The sequence below is a fragment of the Paraburkholderia sp. A1RI-2L genome (genome assembly GCF_048957375.1).
Classification (GTDB): Bacteria; Pseudomonadota; Gammaproteobacteria; order Burkholderiales; family Burkholderiaceae; genus Paraburkholderia.
The window spans coordinates 230,938-253,562 of sequence record NZ_JARBTA010000005.1 but is presented as its reverse complement, the minus strand read 5'-3'; the positions used below and the strand labels follow the sequence as shown (position 1 = coordinate 253,562).

The following is a 22,625-nucleotide window of genomic DNA, read 5'->3' as shown; positions in this document are numbered from 1 at the left end:
CGGCTCATGACCTATCCCTCCTGGCGCGACTGGCTTTTCTCGGTCAAGACCTTCGCCGCTTCAATGCTCGCGCTCTATATCGCGCTGATATTCCAGTTGCCGCGCCCGTACTGGGCCATGGCGAGCGTCTATATCGTCTCGAACCCGTTCGTGGGCGCCACGCGCTCGAAGGCGCTCTACCGGGCGCTCGGCACCATGCTGGGTGCGTCCGCGGCCGTCGCGCTGGTGCCGCCGTTCGTCGAAATGCCGCTGGTGTTCAGCGTGATCGTGGCGCTCTGGACCGGCACGATGCTCTATCTGGCGATTTCGGACCGCACCGCGCGCAGCTACGTGTTCATGCTCGCGGGCTACACCATGCCGCTCATCGCGCTGCCCACCGTGACCGCACCCAACACCGTGTTCGACGTGGCCATCGCACGCACCCAGGAGATCACGCTCGGCATCATCTGCGCGAGCGTGGTGGGCAGCGCCGTCCTGCCAAGCCGGCTCGCGCCCACGCTGATCGAGCGCGCCGACGCGTGGTTCCGCGACGCCGCCTTCTATGGCCGCGAAACGCTCTCCGGGAAGATCGCGGGCAAGGCGCTCTCGGCCTGCCGGCAGCGCCTCGCCTCCACCGTGAACCAGCTCGAATTCCTGCTGAGCCAGTTGAGCTACGACCACACGCATCCCGAGATCCTCGCGCGCGCGCAAAACCTGCGCGGGCGCATGCAGTTGTTCCTGCCGATGATTTCCGCGCTCGCCGACCCGCTCATCGCGTTGCGGCGCGATCTGCACACGTGGCCCGAAGGCCTCGACGCGCTGCTCGCCGACGCGGCCAAATGGTTCGACGCCCCACTGCCCACGCGCGCCGCCCAGATCCACGACGACGAAGGCGACCCCGTCGCGGAGCGCCTGCGCGCGCGCGTGGCCGCGCTGCAGCCCCCGCACGACGCGCTCACGAGCTGGGAGGGCGCGCTGCTCTCGAACGCGCTGTGGCGCCTCGGCCAGGTAATCGACGTGTGGCAGGACTGCCGGACCCTGCGCGCGCTGATCGCGCACGAAACCGGCACGTGGCGGCCGCGCTACCGGCACTGGCGCCTCGGCGGCACCGAGCGCTTCTACGACCGCGGCCTCATGCTGTTCTCGTGCCTCGTGCCGGTGAGCGCGATTCTGGTGGCGTGCTGGCTGTGGGTCAGCTCGGGCTGGCACGACGGCGCGGGCGCGGTGACGCTCGCGGCGGTGGCCTGCTGCTTCTTCGCCGCGCTCGACGAGCCCGCGCCGCTGGTGTTCCGCTTTTTCGTGGCGACGGCCGCGAGCGCGGTGATCGCGGGGCTCTATCTGTTCGTGGTGCTGCCCGAGGTGCACGACTTCGCCATGCTCGTGCTGCTGTTCGCGGGGCCGTTCATCCTGATCGGCACGCTCATTCCGCGTCCGCAGTTCAATATGGTCACGATGCTCGTGGCCGTGAACACGGCCACCTTCATCAGCATCCAGGGCGCCTACGAGGCCGACTTCTTCGTTTTCCTGAACAGCAACATCGCGGGCGTCTCCGGCCTGTTGTTCGCCTATCTGTGGACGCGCATGACGCGCCCGTTCGGCGCGGAGCTAGCGGCGAAGCGCCTGCTGCGCTCGAGCTGGAGCGACGTGGCGCTCTCCGCCAGCACCGAACGCATCGCCGACCAGCGCGATCTGGCCTCGCGCATGGTCGACCGCCTGATGCAGCTGATTCCGCGCCTTGGGGCCTCGGACGAGCATCGTCATCCTTCGATCGAGAGCTTCCGGGACCTGCGCATCGCCCTCAACGCGCTGGACCTGCGCCGCTCGCGCCGCAAGCTCGACGGCGACATGCCCGCCGCCATCGACCGCGTGCTCGCGGGCGTGAGCGATCATTACACGCGCTGCGCGCAGACGAGCGAGCGCCACAGCGCTCCGCCCGCGCTGCTCGCCAGCATCGACGACGCGCTGCATCGCGTGGCCGCGCGAGGTCTTGCGCAAGAAGCCGCCGATGCCGACGCAGCGGGCCCGGCCGGCGAAGCCGCGCAAACACCGCCGCGCGCGCACTTCACGCAGCGCTGGCTGCGCGACACGCAGCACGCGCTCGTGGGCCTGCGCCTCTCGCTCTACCCCACGCTGGTCGGCCAGCGTCCGGGCACCGGGCCGGGCGGAATCCAGGGAGCCAATAGGTGAGCGCGCAACGTTTTTTCCTCACTTCAGGATCAGCGCCATGATCGGCGAAATCGATATCTTCGGCGTGTTCGTGCCCGCCGTGCTCGTGCTGATGCTGATCGCGTATCTCATCAACGTCGTGATCGGCAAGGTGCTCACGCGCGTCGGCTTCTACCGGCTCGTGTGGCATCGTTCCATTTTCGACCTCGGCATCTATGTCTTCGTGCTGGCTGCCGTCATCATCGTGTCGCATCGCTTACTACCGTGAAAAAAACCTGGTTCCCGGCAGGACAGATCCTGCTCACGCTCATTGTCGTCGTCGTGGCTGCAGTCGTGCTATGGCGCATCGTCGATTACTACATGTACTCGCCGTGGACGCGCGACGGCCGCGTGCGCGCCGACGTGATCCAGGTCGCGCCCGACGTGGGCGGCCTCATCACGCACGTCGAGGTGGTCGACAACCAGCCGGTCAAGAAAGGCCAAGTGCTGTTCGTGATCGACCAGGCGCGCTACACGCTCGCGCTGCGTCTTGCCGAGGCCGCGCTGCAAAATCGCCAGGCCACGCTCGCGCAGGCCAGACGCGAATACGCGCGCAACCGCGCGCTCGGCAATCTGGTCGCCAGCGAAACGCTCGAGGAAAGCCGCACCAAAGTCGATCAGGGCGAAGCCGCCGTGGCCGACGCCCAGGTGCAGGTGGATACCGCGAAGCTGAACCTGCAGCGCACGACCATCGTGAGCCCCGTGGACGGCTATCTGAACGACCGCGCCCCGCGCGCGGGCGAGTACGTCACGGCGGGGCGCGCCGAGCTCTCGGTGGTGGACATGCATTCGTTCCGCGTGGATGGCTACTTCGAGGAAACGCGCCTGCGCGGCATTCGTCTCGGCCAGCCCGTCGAGATCACCGTGATGGGCGAGCCGCGCCCGCTGCGCGGCCACGTGCAGAGCATCGTCGCCGCCATCGAGGACCGCGACCGCCAGCCAAGCCCCAACCTGCTGCCGAACGTGAACCCCGCGTTCAGCTGGGTGCGCCTCGCGCAGCGCGTGCCGGTGCGCGTCGCGCTCGACGAAGTGCCGGACGACTTCCGCATGATCGCGGGCCGCACGGCCACCGTCGCGGTGCGCACCGAAGCCAGCGAAAAGCAGACGAGCAAGGCCGGCGCGGCAGCGCGCGCCACGCGTGAGAGCAGCGCCAGCGGCACAGTGACTGCTTCGGATGCCGAAGCGAATGCGAGCGCGAACTCGAGCGCCGCGCCGGCAACGGCGAGCGGAGCTTCGCAATGACGCGTCATGGACTTCGGCGCGCCTTCGCGCTCGCGCCGCTCGTGCTCGCGCTGGGCGCATGCATGAACCTCGGCCCCGACTACAAAGTGCCGAACGACGCGCTCGTGAACGCGCCGCTCGCGCAGGGGCCGATCGACGGCGCGAGCAAAGCGCCGGTTTCGCAGGGCGAGGTGCCCAACGACTGGTGGCGTCTCTACGACGACCCCACGCTCGACCAGCTCGTCCAGCAAGCGCTGCAATCGAACACCAGCCTGCGCGTGGCCGCCGCGAATCTCGCACGCTCGCGCGCCGCGCTCGAAGTGGCCGCGGCGCAAGGCGGCTTCTCGGGCAGCGCGAGCGCCGCATTCCAGCGCGCCCAGGTCTCGGCCGAGCAATATCTGCTGTTCAGCAAGGTGCCGGTGGGAAACCTCGGCGATCTCGGCATCAACGTGTCGTATGAAATCGACCTGTTCGGCAAGCTGCGGCGCGGCGTGGAAGCCGCCAGCGCCGAAGACGAAGCCGTGCTCGCCGCCGCCGATCTCGCGCGCATCACCGTGGTCGCCGATGTCGCGCAGGCCTATGTCGCATCGTGCTCGGCCGGCGAAGAACTGGCCATCGCGCAGGAATCGCTCAAGCTGCAACAGCAGCGCGTGGCGCTCACGCAGCGCCTGCGCGACGCGGGCCGCGGCAACCAGACCGACGTCACGCGCGGCCAGACCCAGGTTCAAACGCTCGCCGCCGACATTCCGCGCTTCGAGGGGCGCCGCCGCGTCGCGCAGTATCAACTAGCGATGCTGCTCGCGCGCGCGCCGTCCGACCTGCCGCCAGCGGTGCTCGCCTGCAACCGCCTGCCCAAACTCAAGCAGCCGATCCCGGTCGGCGACGGCGCGGCGCTGCTGCGCCGCCGCCCCGACGTGCGCGCGGCCGAGCGCCAGCTCGCGTCGGCCACAGCGCGCATCGGCGTGGAGACGGCGGCGATGTATCCGTCGATCAGCATCGGCGCGGGCGTGGGCACGATCGGCCTCACGGACGACCTGTTCTCTTCGAAGACCAATGCGTGGTCATTCGGCCCCCTGATCAGCTGGACCTTCCCGCTGAACGGCCAGCGCGCCCGCGTTCGCGGCGCGGAGGCTGCTACGGCGGGCGCGCTCGCGCACTTCGACGGCGTGGTGCTCAACGCGCTGCGCGAAACACAGACGAGCCTCGCCACCTACGCCGCCGACGACCAGCGCGCCGAGGCGCTGCGCACGGCCTACGCGTCGGCAAAGCAATCCGCCGATCAAACCCACCGCCTCTACGCAGCGGGCCGCGAACCGTTCCTCTCTGACCTCGACGCCACGCGCACGCTCACGAGCGCGCATGCGCAGGTGGCGGCGGCCGAAGGCCAGGTGGCGCTCGATCAGGTGAAGCTGTTCCTCGCGCTGGGCGGCGGGTGGGAGCCTGACCAGGAGAAGCCGGCGCCGGCGGTGTCGGGGCAGGCGGAGCAGTCTGTCCAGCCGTCTCAGGCCAATCAGCCGACGCCGGCTCAATAAGCACCCGACGCCCCCTGCCGCGTCGATGCGGTATGCGGCCAGCCACGCAAAAACGCCGCACGAACGTTCCCATTCGTGCGGTGCCATGCACTCGAATACATCCCGGGAACGCGCAATGGCCCCCTCGCCGCCCCTTCGAGGCGGGTCCTGCAACGCTCCTCCAACCTCAACGCATCATGCGCACCGGCGGCGAGTAGCTGCTGGCCGTGCCGCTTTCCGACGTGCCGTCCGTCGCCGGCCCATAGCCGCTATCGCCCCGCGCTTGCAAACGCGCCTGGGCTGCCTGGTAGTCCCCAGGATAGAACGGCGACACCACGTTCGGCCGCCAGCCCACCGATTCGAGCGCCTTGAGTTCGTTGCGGACCTGCTCACGCGTGAGGGGGCCGTTTTCAGGTTGCGACTGGGCGAAAGAAACGGCCGGAACCGCGAGCACCGCAGCAAGCGCGACCGCCTTGATAAGCGACTTCATGACAACACCTCCGGTAACTTGATCGATCGGTCCGGCACAAGCGGCGAACCGTTGGATGTAGTCTAGAAAGTCCCGAGCACCGGATAAATGGCGACGCGACGAATTCACTGTTTTCGCAGTATGGATAATCGCGCGCCTCATAACGGCCGCGCATATCTATCTTCCCGCGCGGAATAAGGCCGCGGGCAATGCAGACGAAACGGCACGCAGCCTGCAAACGCGCGCACACCGGTGCAAGATAGGCGCTTCCGAAACCTCTACAAGGAGAGGTCGCGATGGCGACATGGAAACCGGATCCGAGCTTTTACCCCTCCGCGCGCCTGGCAGCCGCGGCCACGCCGGAAACGCTCGCATGGGTGGCGAGTTTCGACCCTACTTGCCGCGTGCCCGACTCGCTCGACGTCGTCGACCTCGATCCCGCCTCGCCCGAGTACGGCCGGATCGTCCATCGCCTCGCGATGCCGCACACCGGCGACGAGCTCCATCATTTCGGCTGGAACGCATGCAGTTCGTGCCTGTGCCCGAACGCGCCACACGCCCATACCGAGCGTCGTTATTTGATCGTGCCGGGCCTGCGCTCATCGCGCATTCATATTGTCGATACGAAGCCCGACGCGCGCCGCCCGAAAATCGTGCGCGTCCACGAGCCCGAAAGCGTCGCGCAACGCGCCGGCTATACCCGCCCCCATACGGTGCACTGCGGGCCGGACGGCATCTACGTGACAGCGCTCGCCAATGACGAGGGCGAAGCGCCCGGCGGCATCTTCCTGATGGATCACGAGAGCTTCGACATCCTCGGTCAATGGGAAATCGAGCGCGGCCCGCAGCAGCTTGCCTACGATGGCTGGTGGCATCTCGGCTACGACACGCTCGTGACGAGCGAATGGGGCCTGCCCGCCACCTTCGAGAACGGCCTCGTGCCCGAGGTGCTGCTCGGCGGCCAGTACGGCCATCGGCTGCACTTCTGGGACCTGCACACGCGCCGCCACAAACAGGTGCTCGACTTCGGCGCGGAGAACCAGCTGGTGTTCGAACTGCGGCCCGCGCACGACCCCACGAAGCCATATGGTTTCGTGAATTCCGTCATCAGCCTGAAGGATCTCTCGGCGTCGATCTGGCAGTGGTACCGCGACGGCGATCAGTGGGCCGCGCGCAAGATCATCGAGATTCCCGCCGAACCCGCCGACCCGGAATTGCTCCCGCCCATGCTCAAAGGCTTCGCCGCCGTGCCGCCGCTCGTCACCGACATCGCACTCTCGCTCGACGACCGCTTTCTCTACGCAGCCTGCTGGGGCACGGGCGACCTGCGCCAATACGATGTTTCGGATCCCGAACATCCTGTGCTGACGGGCAGCGTGCGCATCGGCGGGATCGTCTCTCGCGCCACGCATCCGCGCGCGCAATGCCGTGCGCTCAATGGCGGTCCGCAGATGGTGGAGGTGAGCCGCGACGGGCGGCGCGTGTATTTCACGAATTCGCTGTATGGCGCCATCGACGCGCAGTTCTACCCCAATGGCATCGACGGCTGGATGGTGAAGCTCGATGCCGCGCCCGAAGGCGGACTCCGCTTCGACGAACGCTTCTTCGTGGAATGGCCGAAGACGCATCGCCCGCATCAGATCCGGCTCGAAGGCGGCGACTGTTCATCCGATTCGTATTGCTATCCCTGAGCATGGCACGCATGGCATGAGTGAGCTGTTCGGAACATTCGGCACGCACTGGGCCGCCTGGGGCGCGGTGGCAGCCAGCGGCGTTTTTCACGGCGCGAATCCGGCGATGGGCTGGCTCTTCGCCACCGCGCTCGGGCTGCAGCGCGGCAGCCGCACGGCGTTGCTGCTGGCGCTGCCGCCTATCGCGCTGGGCCACGCCGCATCGATTCTGCTATTCACGAGCTCGATCGCCGCACTGGGCGCGTGGCGGCCCGCGCTGATGCACAGCGGCCTGCACTGGGTGCTTGGCGCGCTGCTGATCGGCTGGGCTGCGTGGCAGCATGCGCGGGGGCACCGCCATCGGGTGCGCGTGGGCATGACGGCCGGCTTTCTCGGCCTCACGGCATGGTCCGCGCTGATGGCCACGCTGCACGGCGCGGGCCTCATGCTCATGCCGGCGTTGCTGCCGGTCTGCGGAGATGCCGCGGCCCATGGCGGCGCCGGCGGGCTGCTCGCGATATCCGCCGCGTTCACCGCGCTGCACACGGTGGTGACGCTGGCCACGACCGCTGCCATCGCAATCGTCGCCTATGAATATGTGGGACTCGGCGTGCTGCGGCGCGGCTGGATCAACTTCGACTGGCTCTGGCGCGGCGCGCTGGTGGCCACGGGCACGCTGATGATCGCGACCGCGTGAATGGCGCTGCCGCGCCCAGCGCCTGCCGCGCGAGCCGTGTACCATACTGCGCTCTATCGAAGAAGCAACGCGGAAGGAGCAACGCAGATGAAAATCGCCATCATGGGCGCCGGCGCGGTGGGCTGCTTTTACGGCGGGATGCTCGCGCGCGCGGGCCACGACGTCGTCCTGATCGGCCGCGCGCAGCATGTCGAAGCCATCGAGCGCGACGGCCTGCGCCTCGAAGCGCTGAGCTTCGACGAGCGCATCGGCCGCCCGCATCTCACCGCGAGCACCGAGGCGGCCGCCGTGGCCGGCGCCGATCTCGTGCTGTTCTGTGTGAAGTCGACCGACACCGAAAGCGCCGGCGCCTCGATCGCGCCGCATCTGCGCGCCGATACGCTCGTGCTCACGCTGCAAAACGGCGTGGACAACGCCGAACGCCTGCGCGCCGTGATTGCGCAAGACGTCGCGGCCGCTGTCGTGTACGTGGCGACGGAGATGGCCGGCCCCGGCCACGTGCGCCACCACGGGCGCGGCGAACTGGTGATCGAGCCTGCGCGCGGCAGCCTGGCCGCCGCGCAGGCCCTGATCGATGCGGGCGTGCCCACCGAAATTTCCGCGAACGTGCGCGGCGCGCTCTGGGCCAAGCTCATCGTGAACTGCGCGTACAACGCGCTCTCGGCGATTTCGCAGCTGCCTTATGGGCGTCTCGTGGAAGGCGCTGGCGTGCGCGATGCGATGCAGGACGTGCTGGCCGAATGCGTGGCCGTGGCGCACGCCGACGGCGTGACGCTGCCGCCCGACGTGGACACCAGCGTGCAGCGCATTGCGCAAACCATGCCGGGGCAATACTCGTCGACCGCGCAGGATCTCGCGCGCGGCAAGCGCAGCGAAATCGATCATCTGAACGGTTTCGTGGTGCGGCGCGGCGCGGCGCTGGGCGTGGCCACGCCGGCCAACCGCCTGCTTCATGCACTCGTGAAGCTCATCGAGGACAAGGCGCACGGGACGATCTGAGGCGTGCGCTTTAGTGCGTTTTACTGCGGTTTAGTACGGTTTAGTGCACTTTCGCGCGAGCGTTGCCAGCGCCCCGCTGCAGGTGCGGGGTGCGGGGCATGCCTCATGCGCCCGGCGCCTCGCGCTCGAACACGAGCAGCGTCGAGGTCGCCGAAGCATAGAGCTTGCCGGCGGCGTCCGTGATCGTCGCCTCCGTGAAGGCAGCTGGGCGGCCGATGCTCAATACGCGGCCTTCGGCGCGCACCGGTCCGGTGCTTGCGGTCATGGGGCGGTGATAGGCAACTTTCAGTTCAAGCGTCGTGTAGCCCTGGTGCGGCGCGAGACGCGAATGCGCCGCGCAACCGCAGGCGGAATCGAGCAGCGTGGCCGCATAGCCGCCATGCACGGTGCCGATGGGGTTGTACGCCTGCAGCCCGGGCACGCTTTCGAAGACCACGCGGCCTTCCTCCACCTCCGCGAGCTTGAAGCCAAGCGTTTCGCCGATAGGCGCGCTGCGGCCGCTCGCGAGCATGCGCTGCAGTTGTTCGAGGCCGGTGAGGCCGGCAGGCAATTCAGCAACGAGGTTCATATGAAACGTCTCTCCATCGAGTGAGTCCCGGCATGGTAACGCCTTTTTAGAACGATCGTGCTTAAACCCTGTCGACGGAAACTGCATTTTCCTGCATTTGATGGCCCGGTTCCGCTTCAGTACGTTTCGAGGTGCAGCCGCCCTTCCCGCTTGAGCCGCTCCCACAGCGCATCCCACCCCATGCCGTGCGCCTGCGCGATCTCGCCGAGCACCTGCAGCACGCCGTCTTCCATGCCCTTGAGTCCGCAGACGTAGATGTGGGTATTGCCGTCCTTGAGCAGTTGCGCCACATCGACGGCGCGCTCGCGCATCGCGTCCTGCACGTAGCGTTTGGGCTGGCCCGGCGTGCGCGAAAACGCCAGATTCGTGTCGATGAAATCCTTCGGCAGATTCATGAGCGGTCCGAAATATGGCAGCTCCTGGTGCGTGCGCGCGCCGAAGAACAACATCAGCTTGCCCGTTGCGCCCTTGAGCCTGCGGCGGCGCCGGTACTCGGTCATCGCGCGCATGGGCGCGGAGCCCGTGCCGGTGCAGATCATCAGCAGATGCGAGTTCGGATGGTTCGGCATCAGGAAGGTGCTGCCGAACGGGCCGATCACGCTCACCACGTCGCCCTTTTTCAGGTCGCACAGGTAATTCGAGCACACGCCGTCCGTGGCGTTGCCGCTGTAATCGCGCGTCACGCGCTTCACGGTGAGCGAGACATTGTTGTAGCCGGGCCGCTCGCCGTCGCGCGGGCTCGCGACCGAGTACTGGCGCGCGTGATGCGCGCGGCCATCGGCGCTCTTGCCGGGCGGCAGAATGCCGATCGATTGCCCTTCGAGCACCGGAAACGGCATCGTGCCGAAGTCGAGCACGATGTGATGGATATCGCTTTGCGTGGCGGCGTCCGTGAGCCGATAGTTGCCCACCACGGTTGCGGTGGTAGGCGCCTTGTGCGTGTACAGATGCACATAGGGCCGCGCCGCCGACCACGGCGGCACGGTCGCGCCGCGCACCATGTCCGGGCCGGAGCCCGGCGCGCCGTCGCCGTCGTTCTGCGTGGCAGCGGCTTGCGGTGCGTCCGCGCCGGCCGATACCGTAGATGCAGCCGCAACATCGGGCGCACCCACCGTGGGATTTTGCGTGGGGAGTTCGTCCCAGCCGAACTGTTCGTCGATGCCATACGCCTCGGCCTTGAGCACATTGCGCCAGTTGTCGATCGCGCCAGTCGGGCACGGCGGCACGCAGGCCATGCATGCGTTGCAGACGTCCGCCTTCACCACGTAGTTGACGCCGTCGTGCGTGATGGCATCGATCGGACACGTCTCTTCGCAGGTATTGCAGCGAATGCAGATCTCGGGATCGATCAGGTGCTGCCTGAGGATCTCCACGGAAATTGGAGCGTTCATGATGGTCTCGCCAGGCTCTGTTCACCTGCCGTTCAATTGAAGCGCACGTATTCGAAATCGACCGGCTGCCGGTTGATGCCCATCGCCGGCGGCGCGATCCAGTTAGCAAACTTGCCCGGTTCCGCCACGCGGCCCATGAGCGACGCCACATACGCGCGGTCTTCGGGCGTGGGCAGCCACTTCGCCTCGTTCGCGGCCCATTGCGCCTCGTCGATCACACGGCCGTCCGGCGCGACGCGCACGCCCGCGAAAGTGCCGATCTGGCGATTGAACGCCTTGTGCGGCACGCTGAGGCGAAAGTCGATGCCCGCCTTCTCCAGCACCTTGTTCCAGCGGTTCACGCCCGCCACCGAGTCCTTGATGTAGTCGTCGCGCAGCACTTCGTTCATGGCGTTGAGCATCGGCACGTCGCGCTCGACGAGTTTGTCGCCTTCCACGTCGAGCAGGCGATAAGTCATGCCCTCGAGCTTATGGTCGTCGTCACGCTTCGTTTCCTCGTAACGCCCCTTCAGTCCCGAACTATAGAACGTGGCCGCGTTCGACGAATGATCCGCGCCGAACAGGTCGATCGTCACCGAGTAGTGAAAATTCAGGTAGCGCTGGATCGTTTCGAGGTCGATCACCCCTGCGGCGCGCAAGCGGCTGAGGTCGTCGGTCTTGAGTTCGTTCATGACCTGCGCGGTGCGCTGCACCACGCGCGAGACACCCGACTCGCCGACGAACATGTGATGCGCCTCTTCGGTCAGCATGAATTTCGTGGTGCGAGCGAGCGGATCGAAGCCCGATTCGGCCAGCGCCGAAAGCTGGAACTTGCCGTCGCGGTCGGTAAAGTAGGTGAACATGAAGAACGCGAGCCAGTCCGGCGTTCTTTCGTTGAAAGCGCCGAGAATGCGCGGGTTGTCGTCGTCGCCCGAGCGGCGCTCGAGCAATGCTTCGGCTTCCTCACGACCGTCCCGGCCGAAATAGCGATGCAGCAGATAGACCATCGCCCACAGGTGACGCCCCTCCTCCACGTTCACCTGGAACAGGTTGCGCAGGTCGTAGAGCGACGGCGCCGTCAGCCCCAGGTGCCGCTGCTGCTCGACCGAGGCGGGCTCGGTGTCCCCCTGCGTGACGATGATGCGGCGCAGGTTCGCGCGGTGCTCGCCAGGCACCTCCTGCCACGCGGCCTCGCCCTTGTGCGCGCCGAAATGGATCTTGCGCTCCGCTTCGCTGGGCGCGAGAAAAATCCCCCAACGATAATCGGGCATCTTCACGTGATCGAAATGCGCCCAGCCACCCGCATCTACGCTCACCGCCGTGCGCAGATACACGTCGAAGCCATGCGAGCCCTCGGGCCCCATGTCACCCCACCACGAGAGAAAATTCGGCTGCCACTGCTCCAGTGCGCGCTGCAACGCGCGATCGTCGGCGAGATTGACGTTGTTGGGGATCTTTTCGCTGTAGTTGATCGTGGACATATCGGTTCCTTGGGCCGGAGCGGCTATAACGGATCGGGATGAAAGCGGGGCTTGCAGCCTTGCCTGCGACTACACGCGTGCAAGATCGAACTGCGCCTTGCTGCCCTTGCCGTACACCTTGAGCGCGCCCTTTTCGCCTACCGCGTTGGGGCGATTGAAGATCCAGTTCTGCCATGCCGAGAGGCGGCCGAAAATACGCGTCTCCATGGTTTCGACGCCGTTGAAGCGCAGATTCGCTTCCAGCCCCGTGAGCGCATCGGGTGACATGGCCGCGCGCTCTTCCAGTGCGATGCGGATCTCGTCGGCCCAGTCGATGTCGTCGGGCGCGGCGGTCACGAGCCCGAGGCGCTCCGCCTCGGCCGGCTTCACCGGCTGGCCGATCCGCGCACGCACGGCGTCGAGCGGCTCGGCCTCTTCATAGAAGCGCCGCGCGAGACGCGACTGCTGCGTGACCATCGGATAGATCCCGAAATTTGCTTCGGATAACGTAATAGCTGGCTCTTCGTCTTCGTTCGAAGGCAGCGCCGCCATATAGCTGCGGTCGGCGGCGAACGCGAGTTCCGCGAATGTGCCGGCAAAGCACGAGCCCGGCTCGATCAGCGCGAACAGCGAACGCGACGAGACATCTATGCGCGCAAGCGTGCGGCGCAGCATGCCGATGGTCTCACGCACGAACCAGTGGCCGCGGTGCTCGAGCAGCGCGGCGTCGGCGGCCAGCACGCCGCGGGCGTCGCCTTCTGCTTTGAAGATCCACGTGCCGATGTCGAGCTCGTTGGTGCGCATCGTGAGGATCGCATCGTCCAGTTCGCGGGCAAACTGCAGCGGCCACCAGGCGGCGCCGGCCGCGACGATAGCCTCGATGCCTTCGGGCAGCGGCGCTTGTGCGAGGTCGGGCGCTTTCACGGTGAAGGTGGCCGTGCGCTTCGCGCAATCGATCACCACATCGACGTTTGCATAGCTCAGGCCGTTCTCGTGCTCGACGCGCTCGATTCGCGTAAGCGCGACGCCCTGCGCGCCCTGCCCCGGTTCGGGCCGGTCGCTCGACGCGGCCAGTTCGAGCGCGCGCGCCTGCACCGCCTGGCCGAAGCGGTTGGGCTTGATCACGTCGTCCACGAGACGCCACGCTTTCGCGCGCTCGCCGCGAATGCCCTCGGCCACGGTGCAGAAGATATCGGCACGGTCGTGACGGACTTTGCGCTTGTCGGTGAGGCGCGTGAGGCCGCCCGTGCCGGGCAGCACGCCCAGCAGCGGCACCTCGGGCAGCGCCACCGTGGACGACCGGTCGTCCACCAGCAGGATCTCGTCGCAGGCGAGCGCCAATTCATAGCCGCCGCCGGCGCACGCGCCGTTCACGGCGGCAATGAATTTCAGGCCCGAATGCCGCGACGAATCCTCGATGCCGTTGCGTGTTTCGTTGGTGAACTTGCAGAAGTTGACCTTCCACGCGTGGCTGGAGAGGCCCAGCATAAAGATATTGGCGCCGGAGCAGAACACCCGGTCCTTGAGGCTCGTGACCACTACGGTTCGCACCTCGGGGTGCTCGAAGCGGATGCGCTGGAGTGCATCGTACAGTTCGATGTCCACGCCGAGGTCATATGAATTGAGCTTCAGCTTGTAGCCTTCGCGAATGCCACCGTCCTCGGCGATGTCGATGCCAAGCGTCGCGACGGCGCCCTCGAAGCTGAGCTTCCAGTGCCGGTACTGCGAGGGGTCGGTGCGGTAGTCGACTCGCGAAGCGGCCGGTTGGACAACTGGCTGGGCGGCCGGCTGGGCGACGGCGGTATCTGCTGCGGTCATGGGGCGTCTCCTGTCGACCGGGGCGCACGCAAAGCGCTGACTCCGGTCTCATGCAAGCTAGAGGGTGTGCACTTCGTTTCAATGAACAATAGTGCAACACATACCCCGTGTAAAGCACTTTAGTGCATATTTCCGGCGCCGGTGGGTAAACCACGAAATGTATTGGATTGCATTTGACGGCCCCGGCAGCCCACGCCAGCCTTCCTCAGTCGATGCGCGCCGGCTCCGCGCCAAGCCGGGCCGCGATGCGGTCGCGCAGTTGCAGATAGGCGTCGGCAAGCGTCTTTTCGCTGGTGTCGAAGCGCATGTCCGCGCGGCCGTAGAATTCGCTGCGGCCCGCCAGAATGCGCTTGAGGTCGTCCATCGCTTCGCGGTTGCCCGACATGGGGCGCAGGTCGCCCTGCGCCACCACCCGGCGCATGTGCTCCTCGGGCGCGGCCTGGAGCCAGACCGTGAAGCAGTGCGCGAGCAGCGTGTTGAAGGTAGCCGGCTCGGACACGAGGCCGCCCGGCGACGCAATCACGGCACGCGGATGCTCGGCGATCACGGCCTCCAGCGCGCGCTGCTCATAGCGGCGGTACGCGCTTGCGCCGTAGAGCGAGTGAATCTCCGAAGGCGGGAAGCCCGCCAGTTGCTCGATCACGCGCGTGAGCTCGACGAACGGCACCTTGAGCTCCTGCGCGAGCATGCGACCGAGCGTGGACTTGCCCGCGCCCCGCAGGCCGATGAGCGCGATGCGCTCGTTGCGGTGGGGGTCGGCGGGCGCCTGCGAGAACATTTCGGCGAGCGCGATACGCGCGCGCTGCAATGAGGCCGGATCGCGCCCCTGCAGCAGCTCGCGGATCAGCAGCCATTCTGCCGAAGCCGTGGTGAAATCGCCGATCACTTCCGCGAGCGGGCAATTGAGCGTGGCCGCGATCTGGCGCAGCACCAGCACGGAGGCATTGCCCACACCCGACTCCAGATTCGCGAGGTGGCGCTCGGACAGCCCGGTTTCCGCCGCCAGCGTCTTGCGCGTCATGCCGCGGCGCGCGCGCAGCATGCGCACGCGCTCGCCCATCGCGGTCAGGAACGGGTCACGCTCGTTGCGCCCCGCATCGGCGGCTTCATGAGCGTTCGTGGGCTCTTCCGGCTGCACTTCGGCAACGTAAGTTTGCTTCATCTTGAGAGACCTCCCAACCTTATTTTATGTACTATAGTGCTTGACATGCATTTTTCTAAACGCTAATTTTCGCCAAAAACTCGTCCACGACAAACACAGACGCCGCACGGCAACTCACATAGCATGGGACCGCAATGAGCGCATTGCATGGGGCGGAGTCGGTGCTAAAGGACTCACTCCGCCCGACAGCCAAAGCGCCAGGTGCGGCCGACAGGAGACCCGCATGTCCCCGCAAGACTTCGAGCGCCTGATCGCAGGCGTCACGAAACAAATTGCCGGCCGTCCGCTGGATGATGCACTCGACACGTGGCTCAACGCCACCTGGCCGAACGGCAGTCCGACCTTCGCGGCGCTCGAAAACGCTTGCCGCGAAGGCATCGCGCAAGGCTCGATGTGCCAGCGCGAGGCCGGCGGGCTGCGCTATGGGCGCGTCCTCAAGCCGCTGCCCGCCACGCATGGATTTTCTGTCGACGTCGTGCAGATGCAGGATCTTGCCGGCCCGCACCATACCCACCCGCACGGGGAAATCGATCTCATCATGCCCACCACGCCCGGCGCGACGTTCGACGGCCGGCCTGCGGGCTGGTGTGTCTACGGCCCAGGCAGTGCGCATCGCCCTACCGTCGCGCATGGCGAAGCACTCGTGCTCTATCTGCTGCCGCAAGGTGCAATAGAGTTCACCCCGGCCTTCACCCCGGCGCCAACGTAAGCGGCGGCACTGGCCGGCGCGCGAATCGCCGCCCCGCCAGGCCAGCGGCATGAGCAGCGGCCGAATATCGAATTACCAGGCAGTCCGGATTGACCGGCAAAGCAGCTTCATAACGACCGACGATCGAAGGGGCCGCGCATACGCGTCGCCATAGCCCGCAAGGCCGCGCGATCGAGGCAGACAGAGCGGAGACAGCATCGTGGATACCCAAGCAGCGTCGCCGGCCCCTACCGCGACCTCGGCAGCCGCCGCGGCCCCGCCGACATCGAGCGCGCCAGCCAGTGTGCCGCCGCCCGCGCAACTGAACTTCGCGGCACACCTGTTCGCGCTGAATACCGCGCGCGCCAGCAAGCCCGCCTATATCGACGACACCGGCACGCTTGCTTACGGCGAACTCGAAACTCGCGCGCGTCGCTTTAGCGCCGCGCTGCACGCGCTGGGCGTGCGCGCCGAAGAGCGCATCCTGCTCGTGATGCTCGACACCGTCGAGCTGCCCGTGGTCTTTCTCGGCGCGCTATATGCGGGCGTCGTGCCCGTGATCGTCAACACGCTGCTCACCTCCGCCGACTACGCCTATATGCTCGCGCATAGCCGCGCACGGCTCGTGATTGCATCGGGTGCGGTGCTGCCCGCCGTGAGCGACGCGCTCGAGCAGGTCCATGCCCAATCCGTCGCCAACGGCGAAACCCGTGGCGAGCATTGCGCGCTGGTCGTTTCCGCGCCGCTCGCCGGCGCGCTTCACGACACACAGGGCACAAAGACTCTCCATGACCTGATCGACCGCGCCCAGGCCGCCGCGCACGCAGCGCAAACGAGCGGCGACGACATCGCCTTCTGGCTCTATTCGTCGGGATCGACGGGCAAGCCCAAGGGCACGGTGCATACCCACGCCAATCTCTACTGGACCGTGGAAACCTATGCCAAATCCGTGCTCGGCATCCGCGAAAGCGACGTGGTGTTTTCCGCGGCCAAGCTGTTCTTTGCCTACGGGCTCGGCAATGCGCTGTCGTTTCCGCTCTCGGTGGGCGCAACCACGGTGCTGATGGCCGAGCGCCCCACCGCCAACGCCGTGTTCGCGCGCCTCGTCAAGCATCGCCCCACGGTCTTCTACGGCGTGCCCACGCTGTACGCCAGCATGCTGGCTTCGCCCAATCTGCCCGAGCGCGCGGATGTCGCGCTGCGCATTTGTACCTCGGCGGGCGAGGCGCTGCCGCGCGAGACCGGAGAGCGCTTCAAGCGCCATTTCGGCAGCGACATTCTCGACGGCATCGGCTCAACGGAAATGCTGCACATTTTTCTTTCGAACCGTCCTGGCGAGGTCGAATACGGCACCACGGGGCGCCCCGTGCCCGGCTACGACATCGCGCTGCGCGACGAGTCGGAGCGGCCCGTGCCCGATGGAGAAATTGGCGACCTCTATATTCGCGGCCCGAGCGCGGCCTTGATGTACTGGAACAACCGCGAGAAGTCGCGCACGACATTCCAGGGCGAGTGGGTCAAGAGCGGCGACAAATATCGGCGCCTGCCCAACGGCTGCTACGTCTATGCGGGCCGCAGCGACGACATGCTCAAGGTGAGCGGCCAGTACGTCTCACCCATCGAAGTGGAGATGGTGCTCGTGCAGCACGAGGCGGTGCTCGAAGCGGCCGTGATCGGCGCGGATCAGGACGGGCTCGTGAAGACCTGTGCTTTCGTCGTGCTCAAGCAGGAAGCGCAAGCGGACGCCGCGCAAGACGGCTACGCGGCGCTCGCCGCTGCGCTGAAGGCCTTCGTCAAGGCGCGGCTGGCCCCGCACAAGTATCCGCGCGAGATTGTTTTCGTCGACGATTTGCCGAAGACCGCGACTGGCAAGATCCAGCGCTTTCGTCTGCGCGAACAATTCCAGTCTCGCGCGTAAAACCAGCGCCCCGCCCTTCTTCCGGGCGCCCCGCCTGCGCGGGGCGCGCCGCGGTCATCGCCCGGCTCCGCCGTTCGGCGTGTATTCCCCGCTTCATTCCCCCCTCGCTTTCCTCGCCCGGCCGCATGTGACGCTCGCGGCCCTTGCCGGCCGCATCGGCGCGGCACAATGATGGTATTGTCATCACCAGGGTCTTTTCACATTGGAAACAGACCCTGGCTACGGGAACCGGAACGTGCGTGCCCTGGGACCGCTTCGCACCCGGGCCTCGTACGAGCCTGGAGACATATGCGCAGTCAAGGCCGGCAGCGAATCCGGCATCGAACAATGAGCGATTCCACCCTGATGAACGTATCGAGAATCACGACGCGCGCGCGCCGCGGTTGGGCGGCGCTCAAGCCGCGCATGGTGCGGGCATTCGCGCCCGCCATGCGCAACCTCCAGTACGTGAAGCGCCGCATGCGGCCGCTCGCCGTGGTCGCGGCCATTGGCTTTCCGCTTTACTACTATGTCTGGAAAAACCTCTTCCCGCAGCCTTATGAAAATCTCACGCTGCGCCTGATCGGCTCCGCGCTGTTTGTGCCGATCCTCGCTTTCGAGCGCTGGCCCGCCACGGTCAAAAAACTGCTGCCCTGGTACTGGTACATCGCCACGCTCTATGCGCTGCCGTTCTTCTTCACCTTCATGCTGCTCAAGAACAACGGCAACGAAGTCTGGGTCGAGAGCGCGCTGATCGCCGCCTTCGTCATGGTGCTGCTGCTCGACTGGCTCATGCTGGTGCTGCAGTTTCTCGTGGGCATCGGGCTCGCGCTGATCGCCTATGTGCTCACCACCGACCCCATCGCGCTCGATTCCACCTATCTGACCCACCTCGCGATTTTCTCGTTCGCGGTGGCCATCGGCGCATTGGCGAACTACGATCAGGACCGCATCCAGATCGAGCAGGAGCGCGCCATGCTGGCGACGGCGGGCAGCGTCGCGCATGAACTGCGCACGCCGCTCGTCGCGATTCGCGTGGGGGCGGCCGGCCTCATGCGCTACTTGCCCGCGCTGCTCGACACCTATGCGCTCGCCCAGCGCAACCGCCTGCCGGTGCCGAAAATACGCAGTGCGCATTTGTATTCGATGCACGGCGTAGTGAGCCGCATCGAACAGGAAGCGCTTCATTCGAACGCGATCATCGACATGCTGCTCGCTACCGCGCGCTTCTCGGGCACGACCATGCAAAACGCAACAACGTGCTCGATTGCGCATTGCGTGGAAACTGCACTTGCGCGCTATCCATTTCGCGAAGGCGACCGTGCGCGCGTGCATTGCAATTTGCGCCCCGATTTCGAATTCAACGGTTCCGAAATGCTCACCGTGCACGTGCTGTTCAATCTGCTCAAAAATGCGTTTCGGCACATGGGCAGCATCGACGGCGCGCATATTTCCATCCGGCTCGAGCCGGCCAATCGCGACAACCGTGCGAATCGCCTGATTTTCAGCGATACCGGGTCCGGTATTTCGTCTGAAGTCTTGCCGCACATCTTTACCCGCTTTTATACTTCATCCACCACCACCGATGACGTGTCGCTCGGAGCAGGAATCGGGCTGGCTTTTTGCCACGATGTCATGCAAGCGATGGGGGGAGCAATTGCCTGCTCTTCGGTGAAAGGCAAGTACACCGAGTTTGTTTTGACATTCCCTGCGCCATGACGAAAGCCACTCCGAAAGCCATTCAGCCGTTTTTCTGGCCGACCACCGCTGCGTTTGTCGACGACAGCGCGGCGTTTCTATCGAATCTGAGCCTGCAGCTCGATCCCGAACTCGCGTTCAGGCTGTTCAGTTCGCCCACGGAAGCCCTGAAGTTCCTGAACGATCGCGCGGCACAGGACCGGCCGGCCTCGCCCATTTTCAGCCCCTATCTCGACCGCACCGAAGAAAACGATGCGCATCAGGTCATTGCCATGCGCGTGGACGCCATCCGCTCGCTCGTGCACCGGCCGGAGCGCTTCGAATCGGTCTCGGTCGTGGTGATCGACTACGACATGCCCGAGCTCAACGGCATCGAGTTCTGCCGCCGCCTCACCAATCCGGCGCTCAAGAAAATCGTGCTCACCGGCAAGGCCGATGAGCACGTGGCCGTCAAGAGCTTCAACGAAGGGCTGATCGACCGCTTCATTCGCAAGCACGAAGTCGATGCGGTAGAAACCCTGAATCAGGCCATTCGCGACATGCAGGCCGCGTATTTCGACAAGGCCAGTGGTTCGGTGCTCGACGCGCTCGCCGTTTCCGAATACGCGTTCCTCAACGATCGCGCACTCGCCGCGCACGTGCAGGGCATTTGCGAATCGCTCGGCATCGTCGAACGCTATCTCTCGTATCAGCCGCACGGCCTGCTCATGTTCGATGCGCAGGGCACCGCGTATCTGCTCATCATCCACACCGAGGAGTCGCTGCGCGGCGTGCACGAGATCGCGGTCGAGCAAGGCGCGCCCGCGTCGTTTCACGCCGAGCTCGACAGCCATCGCAGCCTGCCCTATTTCTGGCGCACCGAAGGCTACTATCCGACGCAATGCGAGCAATGGGAGCCGTATATGCATCCGGCATCCGAATTCGTCGGCGAGCGCCGCTATATCTATTCCGTCGTCAAGGAGCCTGAGGGACTCGCGCTCGACAACGTGCTGCCCTACGATACCTGGCTGCAGCAGCTCGACCGCGAAGTCCACGCGGCGTGGGATTCTCGCTGAATGCACCGAATGCACTGTGTCGCGCTGAATCGCGCACGCCGCTTGCCTGTCGCCCTCGCGCTGCTTTCATGCAAGCCTCACGCCGTCGTCACGCAGCCACCTGCAGGTCGGCGAGCGGGCGCGGCTGGCGCACGCGCATGCGCGTGGCGCCGCGCTCCATGAGACGGCGCGTCGAGGGCCAGTTCCACATTTGCACTTCATCGCGGATGGCTTCGCAGACCTCCACGATCCGTTCGAGCTCCGGCTCGCTGAGCATCGCATTGATCGACAAACGCACGAGCGAACGATTCTGCGCGGTCGCGGGCGCGCAGAACACCGACCCGAAAATGCCGCGCACTTCGAGCGCATCGCGCAGCGCGATGGTTTGTGGCTCCGGCCCGGCCTCGAGCGCAATGATCTGCGTTTCGCTGCCATTGAGGTTGTAGCCGAGCTCCGCGAGGCTCATGCGCAGGTAGCGCGCGTTCGCTGCCACCCGCATGCGGCGCCAGTCGTCGCGCTCGATCACGTCGAGCGTGGCCGCAAGGCCTGCGGTTTCGTGCGGCAGCAGCGTCGAGCTGAAGATCGCCGGCAAGGCCTCGCACTTGAAATACTCCTGGAAGCGCCGCGAGCAACTGATGATGCCCGCGCGGCCCGCAAACGCCTTCGCGAGGCTCGCGGTGCGAAAGTGCACGCGGTCGGTGAGCCCCAGCTCCGCGACGAGCCCCGCGCCATGCGGACCGTGCGTGCCGAGCGAATGCGACTCGTCCACCACGAACACGCAATCGTGTTCGGCGCACACCTCCGCAAAAGCCTGCAGCGGGCAGACGCTGCCATTCGTGCTGTACACCGAATCGACGATCACGATGCCCGGCCCGTAGCGCTGGATGCGTTGTTCCAGATGCTCGACGTCATTGTGGAAAAAGCTGATGGCCTTCGCTCCGGCGGCGCGGATGCCCTCCCAGAGCGACATGTGCGCCATCATGTCCACATACACGGGCGTCTGCGCATTCGCGATCGACTGGATCAACCCCGTATTGGCCGCGAACCCCGACTGGCACAGCACGCTCGCCTCTGCGCCCATGAAGCGCGCGAAACGGTCTTCGAGATTCAGTTGCGGGCAATCGTCGCCATGCAGGAACACCCCCGACATCAGAAGGCCGTTTCCTTCGGAGCGGATGCTCATGCACATGGCATCGAGAATCTCGGGGTGACGAGCAATCGACAAATAGTCGTTGCTCGAAAGATGCAAAGCGTCGGCATCCGGAACACGTCCCTTCATGATGTGGCCTCCCGCCCAACTCTGCTGCACGCGTTCCGTGTAATAGCGGTCGACGCGCGCGGCCAGAAAGGCCGGCAGTGCCGCGTCATTGTTGTGTGCATTCCGCCAATTGTTATTGCCAACTTTCATCTCGGGCTCCCTATGGTTAATGGCAGCCGCCCCGAATTTAAAAGCGATTTCCCCCCGGAAATCTCCTGGGGTGGCTGGCCGGTGATCGGCCCGTGCCGGAACGCCACGCGCAAAGCGGTATGGGAATTCCGTTAGCGGGCCTATGAATGCGATTACGAATACGGGTGGATCGAAGCCTGGCGGGCGCGCGCAGGGTGTACCCGGCGCACGGGGCAAGGCCTGGGGCAAGACCAGATGCAAGACGAGGGGCAACGCGCAGACGGCGCGAACGCGCACCGGGTTGCCCGCGTCTTGCGATGCGAACCCGGCGGCACGACCCCGTATCGATGCGTCTGCCATGTGCTTGCCCGTGCAAAAGGGGCAGCGGATTCGAAGGCGGATGAAGGCGCATGGCGCCGTGAGCGGGCGCCTCGACATCCGCACAATTCCCGCCTGGCGTGATCGCCACTGGTTACCAAGGAAGAAACGCCTGCCCGAAGAAAGCCGTGTCTATTCCGGCCGCGCGCGCAAAGCGCAGCTGGGCCGGCGGGAATGAACGTCATATTGAACGTCTCCCTTCTGGGAGTGATTATCCTTTAAAAACATCGATGTGGCTTATCCGAATTGCATCGGAATGCGTTATGCATGTCGAAATGACTGCAATTGGGCGACCTGTCTCAAGGAATAGTTTCGCGGATATTCAATTCGCATAATCCCATGAAAAGAAACAGGATGACGTATTAAATCCCCGCGCAAAGAATGGAAACATCGCGGCTCGAAAGTTGCGGGCTT

18 protein-coding genes are annotated in these 22,625 nt (G+C 65.7%); 11 read left to right on the top strand and 7 right to left on the bottom strand.

All coding sequences use genetic code 11. The features are described from left to right. The first annotated feature begins 6 nt into the window (after nucleotides 1–6). The 4 genes from PWP93_RS33930 to PWP93_RS33915 are packed head-to-tail and all read left to right on the top strand — an operon-like array spanning nucleotide 7 to nucleotide 4,937. Nucleotides 7–2,166 carry an FUSC family protein gene (locus PWP93_RS33930; protein WP_421047929.1) on the top strand — a complete coding sequence of 720 codons (2,160 nt, stop codon included), beginning with the start codon at nucleotides 7–9 and terminating at the stop codon, nucleotides 2,164–2,166. Nucleotides 2,167–2,203: 37 nt separating this feature from the next. After that, on the top strand, nucleotides 2,204–2,413 hold the full coding sequence (locus tag PWP93_RS33925; protein ID WP_175194798.1) for a DUF1656 domain-containing protein: 210 nt from the start codon (nucleotides 2,204–2,206) through the stop codon (nucleotides 2,411–2,413). Then, on the top strand, nucleotides 2,410–3,426 hold the full coding sequence (locus PWP93_RS33920; protein ID WP_421047928.1) for an efflux RND transporter periplasmic adaptor subunit: 1,017 nt from the start codon (nucleotides 2,410–2,412) through the stop codon (nucleotides 3,424–3,426). The genes PWP93_RS33925 and PWP93_RS33920 overlap by 4 nt, the downstream gene beginning before the upstream one ends. Continuing rightward, nucleotides 3,423–4,937 carry an efflux transporter outer membrane subunit gene (locus PWP93_RS33915; protein ID WP_421047927.1) on the top strand — a complete coding sequence of 505 codons (1,515 nt, stop codon included), beginning with the start codon at nucleotides 3,423–3,425 and terminating at the stop codon, nucleotides 4,935–4,937. The genes PWP93_RS33920 and PWP93_RS33915 overlap by 4 nt, the downstream gene beginning before the upstream one ends. A gap of 166 nt (nucleotides 4,938–5,103) precedes the next feature. Here the strand turns inward: PWP93_RS33915 and PWP93_RS33910 are convergent, their stop codons facing one another. After that, nucleotides 5,104–5,406 (bottom strand): DUF4148 domain-containing protein, encoded by a 303-nt coding sequence (locus PWP93_RS33910; protein ID WP_421025661.1) that lies wholly within the window; start codon nucleotides 5,404–5,406, stop codon nucleotides 5,104–5,106. Nucleotides 5,407–5,681: 275 nt separating this feature from the next. Between PWP93_RS33910 and PWP93_RS33905 the strand changes: the two genes are divergently transcribed. From PWP93_RS33905 to PWP93_RS33895, 3 genes are all read left to right on the top strand, one after another. After that, a complete protein-coding gene (locus PWP93_RS33905; RefSeq protein ID WP_421047926.1) occupies nucleotides 5,682–7,076 on the top strand; it encodes a selenium-binding family protein in 1,395 nt (464 codons plus the stop codon). A gap of 16 nt (nucleotides 7,077–7,092) precedes the next feature. After that, nucleotides 7,093–7,752, top strand: a complete 660-nt coding sequence (locus tag PWP93_RS33900; protein ID WP_421047925.1) for a hypothetical protein — start codon at nucleotides 7,093–7,095, stop codon at nucleotides 7,750–7,752. Between the two features lie 87 nt (nucleotides 7,753–7,839). After that, a complete protein-coding gene (locus PWP93_RS33895) occupies nucleotides 7,840–8,751 on the top strand; it encodes a ketopantoate reductase family protein (protein ID WP_421047924.1) in 912 nt (303 codons plus the stop codon). Between the two features lie 103 nt (nucleotides 8,752–8,854). Here the strand turns inward: PWP93_RS33895 and PWP93_RS33890 are convergent, their stop codons facing one another. The 5 genes from PWP93_RS33890 to PWP93_RS33870 all read right to left on the bottom strand — a co-directional run bounded on the left by PWP93_RS33890 (nucleotide 8,855) and on the right by PWP93_RS33870 (nucleotide 15,129). Continuing rightward, complete coding sequence (locus tag PWP93_RS33890; protein WP_421047923.1) at nucleotides 8,855–9,319, bottom strand: PaaI family thioesterase; 465 nt, start codon at nucleotides 9,317–9,319, stop codon at nucleotides 8,855–8,857. Nucleotides 9,320–9,435: 116 nt separating this feature from the next. Next, nucleotides 9,436–10,710: a benzoyl-CoA 2,3-epoxidase subunit BoxA gene (boxA, locus tag PWP93_RS33885; RefSeq protein WP_421047922.1), complete on the bottom strand. Its 1,275-nt coding sequence runs from the start codon at nucleotides 10,708–10,710 to the stop codon at nucleotides 9,436–9,438. 32 nt (nucleotides 10,711–10,742) lie between these two features. Further along, nucleotides 10,743–12,170 (bottom strand): benzoyl-CoA 2,3-epoxidase subunit BoxB, encoded by a 1,428-nt coding sequence (gene boxB, locus PWP93_RS33880; RefSeq protein WP_421047921.1) that lies wholly within the window; start codon nucleotides 12,168–12,170, stop codon nucleotides 10,743–10,745. A 69-nt stretch (nucleotides 12,171–12,239) separates the two neighbouring features. After that, on the bottom strand, nucleotides 12,240–13,967 hold the full coding sequence (gene boxC, locus PWP93_RS33875; RefSeq protein ID WP_421047920.1) for a 2,3-epoxybenzoyl-CoA dihydrolase: 1,728 nt from the start codon (nucleotides 13,965–13,967) through the stop codon (nucleotides 12,240–12,242). A gap of 205 nt (nucleotides 13,968–14,172) precedes the next feature. Continuing rightward, entirely contained in the window at nucleotides 14,173–15,129 is a 957-nt protein-coding gene (locus PWP93_RS33870) for a helix-turn-helix transcriptional regulator (RefSeq protein ID WP_421047919.1), read from the bottom strand. A gap of 223 nt (nucleotides 15,130–15,352) precedes the next feature. Between PWP93_RS33870 and PWP93_RS33865 the strand changes: the two genes are divergently transcribed. From PWP93_RS33865 to PWP93_RS33850, 4 genes are all read left to right on the top strand, one after another. After that, nucleotides 15,353–15,838: a DUF4863 family protein gene (locus PWP93_RS33865; RefSeq protein ID WP_421047918.1), complete on the top strand. Its 486-nt coding sequence runs from the start codon at nucleotides 15,353–15,355 to the stop codon at nucleotides 15,836–15,838. 199 nt (nucleotides 15,839–16,037) lie between these two features. After that, nucleotides 16,038–17,735 (top strand): benzoate-CoA ligase family protein, encoded by a 1,698-nt coding sequence (locus tag PWP93_RS33860; protein ID WP_421047917.1) that lies wholly within the window; start codon nucleotides 16,038–16,040, stop codon nucleotides 17,733–17,735. A 327-nt stretch (nucleotides 17,736–18,062) separates the two neighbouring features. Next, the gene (locus tag PWP93_RS33855; protein WP_421047916.1) at nucleotides 18,063–19,433 is read left to right on the top strand and encodes a sensor histidine kinase; all 1,371 of its coding nucleotides are present in this window, start codon (nucleotides 18,063–18,065) and stop codon (nucleotides 19,431–19,433) included. Beyond that, on the top strand, nucleotides 19,430–20,467 hold the full coding sequence (locus PWP93_RS33850) for a response regulator (protein WP_421047915.1): 1,038 nt from the start codon (nucleotides 19,430–19,432) through the stop codon (nucleotides 20,465–20,467). The genes PWP93_RS33855 and PWP93_RS33850 overlap by 4 nt, the downstream gene beginning before the upstream one ends. Nucleotides 20,468–20,555: 88 nt before the next feature. Here PWP93_RS33850 and cqsA read toward each other — a convergent pair whose 3' ends face one another. Then, complete coding sequence (gene cqsA, locus PWP93_RS33845; RefSeq protein WP_421047914.1) at nucleotides 20,556–21,854, bottom strand: alpha-hydroxyketone-type quorum-sensing autoinducer synthase; 1,299 nt, start codon at nucleotides 21,852–21,854, stop codon at nucleotides 20,556–20,558. Between the last annotated feature and the right edge of the window lie 771 nt (nucleotides 21,855–22,625).